The organism is Diaphorobacter ruginosibacter, assembly GCF_040396215.1.
Classification (GTDB): Bacteria; Pseudomonadota; Gammaproteobacteria; order Burkholderiales; family Burkholderiaceae_C; genus Diaphorobacter_A; species Diaphorobacter_A ruginosibacter_A.
The window spans coordinates 18,975-32,882 of sequence record NZ_JBEBOW010000024.1; the positions used below are offsets into that span (position 1 = coordinate 18,975).

General features: G+C 65.9%; 11 protein-coding genes. 9 read left to right on the plus strand and 2 right to left on the minus strand.

The window, feature by feature from the left end:
• Positions 1-79: 79 nt before the first annotated feature.
• The 6 genes from nhaA to priA all read left to right on the plus strand — a co-directional run bounded on the left by nhaA (position 80) and on the right by priA (position 7,827).
• Complete coding sequence (gene nhaA, locus ABWP92_RS05100; protein ID WP_353234279.1) at positions 80-1,312, plus strand: Na+/H+ antiporter NhaA; 1,233 nt, start codon at positions 80-82, stop codon at positions 1,310-1,312.
• A 73-nt stretch (positions 1,313-1,385) separates the two neighbouring features.
• Positions 1,386-1,904 carry a CoA-binding protein gene (locus tag ABWP92_RS05105; RefSeq protein WP_353234280.1) on the plus strand — a complete coding sequence of 173 codons (519 nt, stop codon included), beginning with the start codon at positions 1,386-1,388 and terminating at the stop codon, positions 1,902-1,904.
• Positions 1,905-1,960: 56 nt separating this feature from the next.
• A complete protein-coding gene (locus ABWP92_RS05110) occupies positions 1,961-3,283 on the plus strand; it encodes an O-acetylhomoserine aminocarboxypropyltransferase/cysteine synthase family protein (protein ID WP_353234281.1) in 1,323 nt (440 codons plus the stop codon).
• 55 nt (positions 3,284-3,338) lie between these two features.
• The gene (locus ABWP92_RS05115; protein WP_353234282.1) at positions 3,339-3,740 is read left to right on the plus strand and encodes a hypothetical protein; all 402 of its coding nucleotides are present in this window, start codon (positions 3,339-3,341) and stop codon (positions 3,738-3,740) included.
• Between the two features lie 89 nt (positions 3,741-3,829).
• Positions 3,830-4,954, plus strand: coding sequence for a uroporphyrinogen decarboxylase (hemE, locus tag ABWP92_RS05120; protein ID WP_353234283.1), 1,125 nt, complete (start codon positions 3,830-3,832; stop codon positions 4,952-4,954).
• A gap of 674 nt (positions 4,955-5,628) precedes the next feature.
• Positions 5,629-7,827 (plus strand): replication restart helicase PriA, encoded by a 2,199-nt coding sequence (priA, locus tag ABWP92_RS05125; protein ID WP_353234284.1) that lies wholly within the window; start codon positions 5,629-5,631, stop codon positions 7,825-7,827.
• Between the two features lie 151 nt (positions 7,828-7,978).
• Here priA and ABWP92_RS05130 read toward each other — a convergent pair whose 3' ends face one another.
• Entirely contained in the window at positions 7,979-8,935 is a 957-nt protein-coding gene (locus ABWP92_RS05130) for an AEC family transporter (protein ID WP_353234285.1), read from the minus strand.
• 125 nt (positions 8,936-9,060) lie between these two features.
• A complete protein-coding gene (locus ABWP92_RS05135; RefSeq protein ID WP_353234286.1) occupies positions 9,061-9,690 on the minus strand; it encodes a hypothetical protein in 630 nt (209 codons plus the stop codon).
• A gap of 348 nt (positions 9,691-10,038) precedes the next feature.
• On the opposite strand from ABWP92_RS05135, the gene ABWP92_RS05140 reads away from it, so the two are divergent.
• From ABWP92_RS05140 to ABWP92_RS05150, 3 genes are all read left to right on the plus strand, one after another.
• On the plus strand, positions 10,039-12,108 hold the full coding sequence (locus ABWP92_RS05140) for an ATP-dependent helicase (protein ID WP_353234287.1): 2,070 nt from the start codon (positions 10,039-10,041) through the stop codon (positions 12,106-12,108).
• 18 nt (positions 12,109-12,126) lie between these two features.
• Entirely contained in the window at positions 12,127-12,558 is a 432-nt protein-coding gene (locus tag ABWP92_RS05145; protein ID WP_353234288.1) for a hypothetical protein, read from the plus strand.
• Positions 12,559-12,709: 151 nt separating this feature from the next.
• Positions 12,710-13,908 (plus strand): phospholipase A (locus ABWP92_RS05150; protein WP_353234289.1); only part of this gene is annotated, 1,199 nt, incomplete at its 3' end.

Consider the following 13,908-nt stretch of genomic DNA (forward strand, 5'->3'; position numbering starts at 1 on the left):
TCCGGGAGCAGGTTTGTTCAGCGCGGGTCGGGCCGCCCGCGCATGTGCAGCGGCTCGCCGCCGCCCTCCAGGCCCGACCATGTCCCATTCCAATCAGCATCGGGCTGACGCTTGCGCGCGCCAGCCCGCCTTTCTTGCCTTTTCCGATCAGATCAACGCACGGCTCGCTCGCGCCACGCATTCCGATGCCGCGGGCGGCGTGGTGCTGCTGCTTGCCGCCGCGGCCGCGCTCGTCTGGGCGAACTCTCCGGCGCGCGATGGCTATCACGCGCTTTGGCATACCGGCATCGGTCTTTCACTGGGTTCGTGGAGCCTGGAGCAAAGCCTGCATTTCTGGGTGAACGATGCACTGATGACCGTGTTCTTTCTGCTCGTCGGCATGGAGATCCGCCGCGAGCTGCACGGCGGCGCGCTTTCCCAACCGCGCCAGGCGCTCCTGCCCGTGGTTGCCGCGCTGGGCGGCGTCGTCGCGCCCGCGCTGATGTATCTCGCCTGGCACCCCAGCGGAGAATCCGCATCCGGCTGGGCCATTCCCACGGCCACCGACATTGCGTTCGCAGTCGGCGTGCTCGCACTGGCCGGACGTGGCCTTCCCCCTACGCTGCGGGTATTCCTGCTCACGCTGGCCATCATTGACGATCTGGCGGCAGTGCTCGTCATTGCCCTGTTCTACTCCGGCGGACTGCAATGGAACATGCTGCCGGTCGCGGCGCTCGGCGTGCTGGGGGTTCTAGGCCTTCAGACCTTCGGCATACGCCGTGCGTGGTGGTATGTTCCGCCCGGCGCGGTGTTGTGGTGGGGTATCTGGCAGACCGGCGCACATCCCACGCTCGCGGGCGTGGCGCTCGGGCTGATGACGCCGGTGCACGTGCTGGCGGGCCGCGAAAGCGCCGCACCGGTGGAGCGCGTCGCCGCCGCGCTCCACCCCTGGGTGGCGTTCGGCGTCATGCCGCTGTTCGCACTGGCCAATGCGGGCGTCACGCTGCAAACCGGTGAGCTGGAAGGGCATTCCAGCCAGGTGCTGGCCGCCGTCGCCTTGTCGTTGGTGCTGGGCAAGCCGCTTGGCGTGATGCTCGCCAGCTTTATCGCCGTACGGCTGCGCATCTGCGCGCTGCCGCCCATGGTGCGCTGGCCGCACATAATGCTCGCAGCCCTGCTGGCGGGCATTGGCTTCACGATGGCCATCTTCATCTCGACGCTGGCATTCCCCGATGCGAACCTGCTCAACGCCGCCAAGCTCGGGGTGCTGCTCGCGTCGGCCAGCGCGGCGCTGCTGGCGCTGGCCTGGGGCTGGCATCTGAGACGGCGCTGAACGGACGCCCCCACGCCTCTACGTAGCGCACCCGATTGGTGACTTGGGCAGGGCCGCCTACACTCGGTCCACCATGCCTCTTCAAACACCCGATACCGTCAGCGTGCTGCGCGACATCCTCACGCGCTGCCGCACCATCGCCATCGTCGGCCTGTCGCCGCAGTGGCATCGCCCGAGCCACTTCGCCGGCAAGTACATGCAGGCGCATGGCTACCGCATCATTCCAGTGAATCCGCTGGTCGCCAGGGAGGGCGGTGAGATCCTGGGCGAAAAAGCCTATGCCAGCGTGACGGAGGCCGCCACGGCCTTGCAGGGCGAAGGCGTGCGGATCGACATGGTCGATTGTTTTCGCAAAAGCGAGGACATCCCGCCGCTGGCAGGCGAGGCCATCACGGCAGGGGCGCAGTGCCTGTGGCTGCAGCTTGGCGTGGTCAATGAAGCAGCCGGACTGCGAGCCGAGACCGCAGGCCTGCGGGTCATCCAGAACCGCTGCGTCAAGATCGAGCACGCCCGCCTGTTCGGGGGCCTTGGCTGGATGGGGGTGAACACGCGCGTCATCTCAGCCAAGCGCCTGCGGCAGCTGCCCTACTGAAGAACACGAAGAACGGCGCGGACCGCGCCGCCCACCGCACCACTTCCCACCCGCTCATGACAGATTCATCGCTTCCATCCGGCGACCGCGCCTTCGGCTTCGGCACGCGGGCCGTCCATGCGGGCGCCCAGCCCGACCCCGCCACCGGCGCGCGCGCCACGCCGATCCACCAGACCACGAGCTTTGTCTTCGACAGCGCCGAGCATGCGTCCAGCCTGTTCAATCTCCAGACCTTCGGCAATGTCTACAGCCGCATCAGCAATCCAACGGTGGCCGTGTTCGAGGAGCGCATGGCAAGCCTCGAGGATGGCCGTGCCGCCATGGCCTGCGCGAGCGGCATGGCCGCGCAGATGGCGGCGCTGCTGGCCATACTGAAATGCGGCGACCATATCGTGGCCGCCTCCACGCTGTATGGCGGCAGCGTCGGCCAGCTCGGCATCGGTTTTGCGCGCATGGGCATCGAGACCACGTTCGTCGACCCCGCCGATCCGGACAATTTCGCGCGCGCCATCCGCCCGAACACCCGCGCCCTGTATGGAGAAACCATCGGCAACCCGCTGGTCAACGTGCTCGACATCCAGGCGATCGCCAGCGTCGCGCATGCGCACGGCGTGCCGCTCGTCATCGACAACACCGTCGCAAGCCCCTATCTGTGCAACCCGATCGCATGGGGCGCCGACATCGTCGTGCACAGCGCCACCAAATACATCGGCGGACACGGCACGACCATGGGCGGCGTGATCGTCGAAGGTGGGAAATTCCCCTGGGACAACGGCAAGTTCCCCGAGATGGTGGAGCCCAGCCGCGCCTACCATGGCGTGAAGTTCTACGAGACCTTTGGCGACTTCGGCTACACCATGAAGGCACGCATGGAGGTGAACCGCACCTTCGGGGGCGTGCTCTCGCCGATGAATGCCTGGCAGTTGCTGCAGGGCGCGGAAACGCTGCACCTGCGCATGCGCGAGCACTGCCGCAACGCGCTGGCGGTCGCACGGTTTCTCGAGCAGCACCCGCTGGTGGACTGGGTAAACTATCCCGGCCTGGCCGATTCGCCATACCACGCGCTGGCCAGCAAGCAGTTCCGCAGCGTGGACGGGCAGCCCGGCGCCTCGGGCATTCTCACGTTCGGCGTGAGGGGCGGCGCGGCAGCGGGAGAGAAATTCATCGACGCCTGCGAGTTCCTCAGCCACCTCGCCAACATCGGCGACGCCAAGACGCTGGTGATCCACCCGGCATCGACCACGCACCGCCAGCTCACCGACGAAGAACTGGCCAGGGCGGGCGTTTCACCCGACATGGTGCGCCTGTCCGTGGGCATCGAGGACGTGGACGACATCCTCTGGGATATCGACCAGGCCCTCGCGCGATCCCAGCGTTGACCGGCCCGGCCACCGTCGCCAAGCGGCAAGGACACGGAGCACAGGAGCCCCTCCCATGAGCAACAACAGCACGGCGCCAAGCCTGCGGGTGGTTCACTCGATCACCGAATTGAACGCGCGGGACGCGGGCTGCATAGCCGTCAGCGGCTCCCACGGCGGCCTGTCCGCCGCGCGCTACGCGGTGGCCGCGCGGCCTCTGGTCAGCGTATTCAACGACGCGGGCATAGGCAAGGACGAGGCCGGCATCGCCGGGCTTGCACTCCTGCAGCGGCACGGACTGGCCGCCTGCGCCGTGAGCCACCAGAGCGCGCGCATCGGCGATGCGCAGAGCACCCTTGACGACGGCGAAATCCAGCACGTGAACGCCGCCGCGCGTTCGCTGGGCGTGGCCGTGGGCGAACGCTGCGCGGATGTCGTCCAGCGGTTGCGGGAAAGCAGCGCCCCACCGGGGAAATAGCGCATGTTCATCAAGATTACGCAGCCACCGAGGTGGCTTTGAGCGCGTACCGGCCCCCCTGCGCATCCGCACCCTGCGACAATCGGGGAATGAGCTTTCCAACCCTCTCCAACGACCAGTTCCTGCGTGCCTGCCGTCGTCAGGCCACCGATTACACACCTTTGTGGCTGATGCGCCAGGCGGGGCGCTATCTTCCGGAGTACAAGGCCACGCGCGCCAAGGCGGGCAGCTTCATGGGCCTGGCCATGAACGTGGACTACGCGACCGAGGTGACGCTGCAGCCATTGGAGCGTTTTCCACTTGACGCCGCCATCCTGTTCAGCGACATCCTCACGGTGCCGGACGCCATGGACCTGGGCCTGTCGTTTGCAGAGGGCGAGGGCCCGCGCTTCGCCAAGGTGGTGCGCGACGAAGCGGCCGTGGCCGATCTCGCCGTGCCCGACATGGACAAGCTGCGCTATGTGTTCGACGCCGTCACCAGCATCCGCAAGGCGCTGAACGGCCGCGTGCCGCTGATCGGCTTCTCGGGCAGCCCGTGGACCCTGGCCTGCTACATGGTCGAGGGCAAGGGCAGCGACGACTACCGCCTCGTCAAATCGCTGATGTACTCGCGCCCGGACCTGATGCGCCGTATCCTGCAAGTGAATGCCGACAGCGTCGCCATGTACCTGAACGCGCAGATCGACGCCGGCGCGCAGGCCGTGATGATTTTCGACAGCTGGGGCGGCGTTCTCGCCGACGGCGCCTTCCAGGAATTCAGCCTGGCCTACACCCGGCGCGTGCTTGCCCAGCTCAAGCGCACGGGCGTGGACGGCGCGGACGTGCCGCGCATCGTGTTCACCAAGGGCGGCGGCATCTGGCTGCAGGAGATGGAGCCGCTCGACTGCGAGGTCCTCGGCCTCGACTGGACGGCCAACCTGGGCAGGGCGCGCGCCATCGTCGGCCACAGCAAGGCGCTGCAGGGAAATATCGATCCGAACGTGCTGTTCGCCGCGCCCGCGCAGATCGCCGCGCAGGTGGCGGCGGTGCTCGACAGCTTCGGCGCGCCGCACATCGACCGGAACACCACGGGCCCGACCCATATCTTCAACCTGGGCCACGGCATCAGCCAGTTCACTCCACCGGAACATGTATCGGCCCTGGTCGAAGCCGTTCACAGCCATTCGCGCGCCATGCGCGCCGCAGCCGCAGCCGCAGCCAAGACCGCATCCTGATGCCGGCCGACGAAGTGGGCGCCTACCAACGCCCGCTTCGTACTTATGCACATATTGTGTAGCACAGAATTCGCCACACAATTTGTAACCAAAATCCTGAATATCAACCAAAATGCGCCGCAGGAACCGCATAAGTGCTTGATTTTCAATGATTGACAACAGATGCGTGTTTCGACGGCAAATCAGCTGCGAAGGCCGCATGCAGGCACTTTCCGGTTGTCGCCCAAGGATATCAACAAAGTTATCCACAGAAACTCTGGATGACTATGTTTTCTCACTCAAAATCAAGCACTTACCGCCGACATCACAAGCAAAATCCCGGTTTTTTCCGCTTTGGCAAGACAAATTTCCATGGCGCAAGGGACTTGACAGCACACTTGTACACATGTTTGGACGAGCGGCGGAGCTCACAAAGACGCAATCAGCCCCCTGAATCATGGTCATTGCAATGCAACATAGATCATTGATTTATTTGAGAAATTTCGAATCATTAATAAATGTCAACAACCTAAGAAGCGGCCCGACAATTCCAGCCCCAGAAAACCGCCCTCCAGAAATTAACAAAGTTATCCACAGAATTGACTTTCAAGTGTGCGGAATCAGTGTTTTCCTCAATGGAGTGAAAAAAGCGCATCATCCGAGCGCATGCCGGATCTGCGGCACCACCGGCCTTCATGACCACCGAGACAACAGCCTCCCTTACATCCCGCGACGCCTGCGCCCCTGAAAAACATTGGCTTTGGGTGGCGGTGGCCACGCCCGCGCACAGCGGCATTGGGGAATTGCTCACCTATTGGAGCGATACGGCATTGCCGCCGGGCAGCCTGGTGCGCGTGCCGCTCGGACGCCGCGAGGTGCTGGGCGTTGTCTGGGATGCTCCAGGCGACGCCGGGCCCGCGGAACTTCCCGAAGGGGTGAAGGCGCGCGCCATCGCCGGCGTGCTCCAGGGGGTGGAGGCGCTCAGCGCAAGCTGGCGCAGGCTTACCGCGTTCACCGCGCGCTACTATCAGCGCACGCTCGGCGAAGTCGCCCTGGCCGCACTGCCGCCACAACTGCGCGACCTCACGCCCGAGCAGATGGCGCGGCGGCTCAAGCGTGCGCCCTCCCAGGCCGCGCAGGCAGCCGGAATGATCCCCAATGCGGAGGGTGCGCCCGCCGCCTGCGCCGCGCCGCCATTGTCGGCCGAGCAAGGGCAGGCCGCCGAGCTGATCGCCACCCGGCCCGGGCCTTTTCTTCTGTACGGCTCGACAGGCAGCGGCAAGACCGAGGTCTATCTGCACAGCGTGCAGCAGGCGCTCGCTGCGGATCCCCTGGCTCAGGCGCTCGTGATGGTGCCGGAGATCAACCTCACGCCGCAACTGGAAGAGCGCTTCGTGCAGCGCTTTGCTCCCATCTATGGCGCCGGGGCCGTCGTGTCGATGCACAGCGCAATGACCAACCCGCAGCGCCTCAAGAGCTGGCTTGCCGCGCACACGGGCCAGGCGCGCATCGTGCTGGGCACGCGCATGGCCGTGTTCGCCAGCATGCCGCACCTGGCGCTCATCGTCGTGGACGAGGAGCACGACGCCAGCTACAAGCAGCAGGAAGGCGCGCGCTACTCCGCCCGCGACCTGGCCGTATGGCGCGCGCGCGAGCAAAACGCCAAGGTGATTCTGGGAAGCGCCACGCCATCGCTCGAGAGCTGGCACGCCAGCCGCCCTCCCGCCAAGGAAGATCCGCAGGGCGGCCGCTACCTGCGCCTGAACATGCCTAGCCGCATCGGCGCTGCGGAACTGCCGCGCGTGCGCCTGGTGGACATGGCCCAGCAGCCGCGCGGCGCGGTGTTCTCTGCGCCTCTGCTGCAAGCCATCACAGAACGCGTGGAGCGCGGCGAGCAATGCCTCGTGCTGCTCAACCGCCGCGGCTTCGCTCCGGTGCTCCATTGCAAGGAATGCGGCTGGAAGAGCGATTGCCCGCACTGCAGCGCGCACCAGGTGTTCCACAAGATCGACCGCACGCTGCGCTGCCACCACTGCGGCTTCACGCAGCGTGTTCCGCATTCGTGTCCGGGCTGCGGCAACGTGGACATCGCCCCCATCGGGCGCGGCACCGAGCAGTTGGAGGAGCAGTTGGCCGCGCTGCTGCGCAACGTGATCACGCCCGAGCGGCGGGCGGCGCGCGTGGCGCGCATCGACGCCGACACCACCAAGGCCAAGGGCGCCCTGCAGGAACAGCTCGCCGCCGTGCATGGCGGCGAGGTGGATGTGCTCGTGGGCACGCAGATGGTCGCCAAGGGCCATGACTTCCGCCGGATCACGCTGGTTGCGGCCGTGCAGCCGGACGGGGCCCTGTTCAGCAGCGACTTCCGCGCGCCGGAGCGCCTGTTTGCTCTGCTGATGCAGGCGGCGGGCCGCGCCGGCCGGGACGCCAACTACATCGCGAAGCAAGGCGGCAATCCACCCGAGATGTGGATACAGACCTGGCACCCGGAGCACCCGCTCTATTCGGCGCTGCGCCAACACGACTATCCGCGCTTTGCATCCGGGCAGTTGCAGGAGCGCATGGACGCGGGCATGCCGCCGTTTGCCTATCAGGCGCTGGTGCGCGCGGACGCCCGCACCCAGGAAGCCGCCCAGGCGTTCCTGAACGCGGTGAGCCAGGCCGCGCGCGACGCTCAGTTGCCCGGTCTTGCCCATGTGTTTCTTTTTCCGCCCGTCCCGCTGGTGGTGCAGCGGGTCGCCAACGTGGAACGCGCGCAAATGCTGGTGGAGAGCACGCATCGCGGCGCGCTGCAGCATTTTCTGGCGGCATGGCAGAGCCTGCTGCATGCCGAGCGGGTGAATCACAGGGCCGTCATCCGCTGGCTGATCGACGTGGATCCGCAAGGCATTTAGAGCTGCTAACACGACCCAGCAAACCGAAGGTTTGCGATCGAGACGAGGCGCGAAGCCGCAGGCAGTACAAGCGTACGACAAGGCGAAGCAACGACGTATCGAGGGTTGTGTTAGCGGATCTTAGGCCGGAACCCGGCGGGCGACAGCGGCTTCAGGGAAGAAAAATCATCACCGCGGCGGAGAACGTCAGGAACGCCAGCGCCGTGGACACCAGGATGATCCGCGCGATGCGCCCGCCATGGGCGCCAAAGCGCTCCACCAGCAGCGCCACGTTGCTCGCGCTCGGCAGCGCGGCCAGCAGCACCATCACGGTGACGGTGAACGGCGAGATGCCCGCGCCCAGCGCGATGGCCGCCCGGCACGCCAGCCAGATCAGCAGCGGATGGATCAACAGCTTCGCCAGCGCAAGCGGCACGTATTGCGCTGGCGGCACGTATTCGTGCTCGTTCATCTGCGATCGCGCGAGCACCGCGCCTATGGTGAACAGGGCCGCGGGAGAGGCGGCTCCTGCCAGCATCGCAATGGTCTTGTCCACCGGGGCGGGCAGTTGCCAGCCGATGCCCGAAGCCAGCGCGCCCAGGGCAATCGACCAGGGCATGGGGTTGGTGGCCATGCCGCGCAGCGCCTTTCTCAGCGCCACCGCCACGCCATGCGCGCCCGCGACGTCCAGGCGCGAGAGCGCGATGCACAGCGACGTGGTGATGATCATGTCGATCGCCATGGTGAGGATCACCGGCCCCGCGCTTTGCTCGCCCAGCAGCGCCACCAGCAGGGGCACGCCCATGAACCCGGTGTTCGGAAACGCCACCACCAGCGCGCCGAAAGCGGCATCGTTCCAGCCCATGCCGCCGCGCCTGGTGAATGCAATCGTCGCGCCCACCAGCAGCAGCCCGCACAGCAGATAAACCGCCGCCACCGCGGGATCGAGAAGCTGCCCTATCGGCGTGTTCGCGCCGAAGCGGTACAGCATGCACGGCAGCGCGAAGTACAGCACGAAGGTGTTGAGACCGCTGATCGCGGACAAGGGCAGCACCTTGCCCCGCGTGGCCAGAAAGCCGCAGAGCACCAGTGCGAAGAAGGGGAAGGTGACGGAAAAGACAGACAGCACGATGCCGTGGATTGTCGCAAGCTCCGCGCATCCCTGCAGGCGGGCATGAAACCGCAGGCCGGAATGATCAGAAAACCCACGCCATGCCCGGACCGCCCCGCGCGCCTGGGCGGCCGCACCGACGGCTATGCCCGATACCGCGAGTGGCGCAGCGCGCCGCGCCGATACAGGCTACCGATCAGCGAGCACGCCGTCTCCCCATCCAGTCCGCTGTGCTCGCACAACTGCCGCAGGCTGACCGGGGCGCGCGTGAGCAGCGCCATCGCACGAACGCAGGCGCCTGTGTTGTAGGGCGCATCGAGCGAAACCCATGAGGTGAGCTGGAATTCATCGTCCTGCTTGACCATCCCGGGCCCGGTTTTCGCGGACGCGGCCTGCACCGGCGCGGCGGCGGCCTTCGATGCGGCCACGCGCTGGCGCGTGCTCCAGTCCATCAGGAAGACGGCGGCCCGGTCGAGCGCGTCGATCAGGTCGAAGACGGTGAATTCCGCAGGCAGATGCGAGATCCAGCGTCCGTTGCGGGGCTGCCCATGCGCATCCTGCGCCCGCCCGACATAGATCACGCACGGCGTGGACGCGGGCACGGCGTCGCCTCGAAGCGACGCGTCCACGAGCGCAAGCTGCGCATCATGGGGAGAGGTGCGCGTCCAGTCGAACAGGGATCTGCGGGCCGCCGTCCCGAACAGGGAGAGAAACCGCGCCAGGGACGCGGGAGCCAGACCGTCTGGAGCCACTCCGGCAACGCTATGCTTCATATCGCTTTTTACTTTTGCAGGGGAATCTTGTTGATGAAAAATTGTATCAATTCATATCCAATGATTAATATTTACTAATCTTCCAGCGCACCATTTCACGCACTGATGACATTTGTTAACCCAAAACCATCTTCAAGGTCGCGGCTTCCATGTGTTCCATTGTCTTGTCGCAATAGGTAAAACACGCTCCCAACCCGTCGCGTGCCGCGCACCACCGGCCTCGCAGCCGGCTTCGACCGTGGCAGGGGAATCCCCGGATGGCTATGATTCACCGCTTCGCACCGGCGGCCACACGCCCCGTCATCGCCATCCCCATCCAGAAACACACTCCGCTCCCATCGCGTCACCATGTCCGCTGGACTCAATCTGGCTCAGCTTCAAGCCGTTCACTACACAGAAGGTCCGTGCCTGGTTCTTGCCGGCGCGGGCTCCGGCAAGACGCGCGTGATCACGCACAAGATCGGCCGGCTGATCGAGAACGGCCTCGCGCCCCGGCGCATCGCGGCCATCACCTTCACCAACAAGGCGGCCGCCGAAATGCGCGAACGCGCCACGGGGCTGATCGGCAGGCAGGCCAAGGATGTGCTGGTGTGCACCTTCCACGCGCTGGGCGTGCGCATGGTGCGCGAGGACGGCCACGTGCTGGGACTCAAGCCCCAGTTCAGCATTCTGGATGCGGACGACGTCACCGGCATCCTCAAGGATTGCGCCGGAGGCAGCACGGACGCCGCCACGGCGCGGCAGTGGCAGTGGACCATCAGCAACTGGAAGAACAACGGCTGGGATGCGCGCAAGGCGCTGGCGATGGCGCAGGACGACAACGAACGCAGCATCGCGCTCATCATGCAGCGCTATGAAGAGCGGCTGGCGGCCTACCAGAGCGTCGATTTCGACGACCTCATCGGCATGCCGATGCGGCTCCTGAAAAACCACCAGGAGGTGCGCGAGAAGTGGCAGCGCCTGCTGGGCCACGTGCTGGTCGATGAATACCAGGACACCAACGCCACGCAGTACGAGCTGCTCAAGCTGCTGGTGGGCGAGCGCGCGCGCTTCACGGCCGTGGGCGACGACGACCAGTCGATCTATGGCTGGCGCGGCGCCACGCTCGACAACCTGAAGAAGCTGCCGATCGACTTCCCGCAGCTCAAGATCATCAAGCTGGAGCAGAACTACCGCTCCACGTCGGCCATTCTGCGCGCGGCGAACAACGTCATCCAGCCCAATCCCAAGCTGTTTCCGAAAACGCTCTTCTCGGAACTCGGCGAAGGCGAGCCGGTGCGCATCGTCGATTGCGACACGGAAGAGCATGAGGCCGAACGCACCGTCGCACGCATTCTGGGCCTGCGCGCATCGCACAACCCGCAGCCCGCGTGGAAGGATTTCGCGGTGCTCTATCGCGCGAACCACCAGGCCAAGCCCATCGAGAAGGCGCTGCGCAAGGCGAACATCCCCTACAAGGTCTCGGGCGGCACGAGCTTCTTCGACCGCGCGGAAATCAAGGATTTGTGCGCATGGTTCCGCCTGTGGATCAACAACGACGACGACCCCGCCTTCCTGCGCGCCATCACCACGCCCAGGCGCGGCATAGGCCACACGACGCTGGGCAAGCTGGGGGAGTTTTCCTCGCAGCACAAGCTCAGCATGTTCGGCGCGCTGTTCAACCGGATGCTGGAGGCGCTGCTGCCGCGCAAGGCGCACGACGGACTGGCGGAGTTCGGCCGCTACGTCAACGACCTGGAATACCGCGCGCGCCACACCATGGGCGCGGACGCAGCGCGCGCCTTCATGCTCGACTGGCTCAAGGAGATCGGCTACGAGCAGCATCTCTACGACAGCGAGGATAGCGAGAGCGTGGCCGCCGCGCGCTGGAGCAACGTGCTCGAATTCTGCGACTGGATGGCACAGCGCGCCGGCGGCCAGATCGAGGACGCGGCCGGCACCACCATGCAGACCGAAACGAAGAGCCTGCTGGAGGTGGCCAGGAACATCGCGCTGCTGTCCACCATCAGCGAACGCGAACAGGAGCAGGACATGGTCGTGCTCTCCACCCTGCACGCATCCAAGGGCCTCGAATGGCCGCATGTGGTGCTCGCGGGCGTCACCGAAGGCATGCTGCCCTTCAAGCTCGATGACGACGACGGCAAGCAGGAGAAAGTCAGCCAGGAGACCGCGCTGCGCCTGCAGGAAGAGCGGCGGCTGATGTACGTGGGCATCACGCGCGCCCAGCGCACGCTGGCGGTGAGCTGGACCAAGCGCCGCAAGAAGGGACGCGACATGGTGACCACGCAGCCCAGCCGGTTCATCGCGGAAATGGGACTGGATGCGGCCACCGCACGCGAAGACCCGCGTGCCAGGCTGCGCGCGCTGCGCGAGGAATTCGCCCGCAAGGCGCAAGCCTCGACACCCGCATCGTCATAAAAGGACCGACACACATTCATGGATATGCAACCCGCCCTCAAGACACTGGCCGGCCTCGTGGCCACCGCGCTGCTCACCGCATGCGCGGGCACGCCAGCCTCCCGCCCCGCCTGCCCCTCGGCGCAGCAGATGGAGCAGCCGGAACTGCTCGGACGCTGGAGCGTGCAGATGGACGGCGTGCCCGGCCCCATCACGATGCTGCTCGGCCCCCACCCCGAGTGGGATGGCACCGTCAAGGGCACGATCAACCGTCCGGACTTCCAGTCCATCGTCGTGGGCGACGTGAACAAGGGCGTCCTCGCCATGGAGGAGTCGCGCGACGGAAAAAGCGTGAGCGGCACCTGGGATGGAGATGTGGTGCAGGGAAGCTGCGCGCGCGAGATCCGCGGCGAATTCTCCGACAGCGAAGACCGCACGCACCCCTTCGTGATGCGCAAATCCGGCAGGTAGCGCAAGCGGCCCCGGCCGAGGCTGTCACACACGCATTTACATGCTTGGGCAAAATGGCGCGCGGGCGCCCCTTGTGCAAACGATATATTGTCGTCGGCACCAAAAACAACATATTGGCTCCCGCCGGCATCACCCGGCCATCAACACTCGTATGCGCTTTTCCTGCACCACCTTCCGACTGTCCGCCACGGCGCTCATCTGTTTCGGCGGCCTGCCCGCCCTGTCGCACGCACAGACGCCGGGACCATCCCTGCCGGATGCCGAATCCGCATGGCGCCAATGCACTGCGCAGACCGACGATTCCGCGCGGCTCGCCTGCTTCGACCAATGGGCCCGAAGCCAGCCCAGGGCCGATACCTCCGGCCCCGCGATGGCCCCTGCCCGGGACCAGGCTTCGGGCTCCGCCGCAGGCACCGACGCCCAGGCGCACCTGAAGCCCCCCGAGCAACTGACGGCGGACGCAGCGGACGCCCCCAGCCAGCTGCCCCTTGGCGGGTGCCGCGACGCCACCTACTCCGAAATGTCGCGGTTCTGGGAACTCGAGGAAGGCACCGATTGCGGCACCTTCAGCTTCCGCGGCTACCGCCCGCTCACGCTCCAGGTATCCGGGGCCAGCGACGTCAACCGCCAGCCGACGTCGGACAATCCCAGCAACAGTGCGACCTACGCGCGGCCCTACGACAAGCAGGAGATCCGCATACAGCTCTCGGTGCGCACCAAGCTGGCATCGGGCCTGCTGACCAGCCCGGACTCCAAGTACCGCGACTCGCTGTGGGTGGGCTATACGCAGCAGTCCTATTGGCAGTTCTTCAATTCGGATATCTCGCGCCCGTTCCGCAACACCGATCACGAGCCCGAGATCCTCTACGTCTACCCGACTACGGCAGAGCTTCCCATGGGCTGGCGCTGGCGCTATTCAGGCGTCGGGCTGGTGCACCAGTCCAACGGCCAGAGCGACCCGCTCTCGCGCAGTTGGAACCGCTACTATGCGATGACCGGCTTCGAGCTGCCGGGCAGGTGGACCGTCGAGGGAAAACTGTGGAAGCGCATCAAGGAAGGCGCCTCCAAGGACGACAACCCCGGCATCGAGAACTACATCGGCCGTGGCGAGCTCAAGGTGGGCTGGAACGTCAACCAGCAAAACTGGCTTGGCGTGAGCGCGCGCGGCTCGCTCAACGGACACGGCAAGGGGTCCGGCCGCATCGAGTGGATGCGCGCCCTCGGCCAGGGCTGGCTCGGCGGCAAGAGCAACCTGCGCCTGCACGCCTCCGTCTTCAGCGGCTACGGCGACAGCATGGTGGACTACAACTTCAAGCGCACGGTGTTCTCACTGGGCTTCAGCCTGCTGGA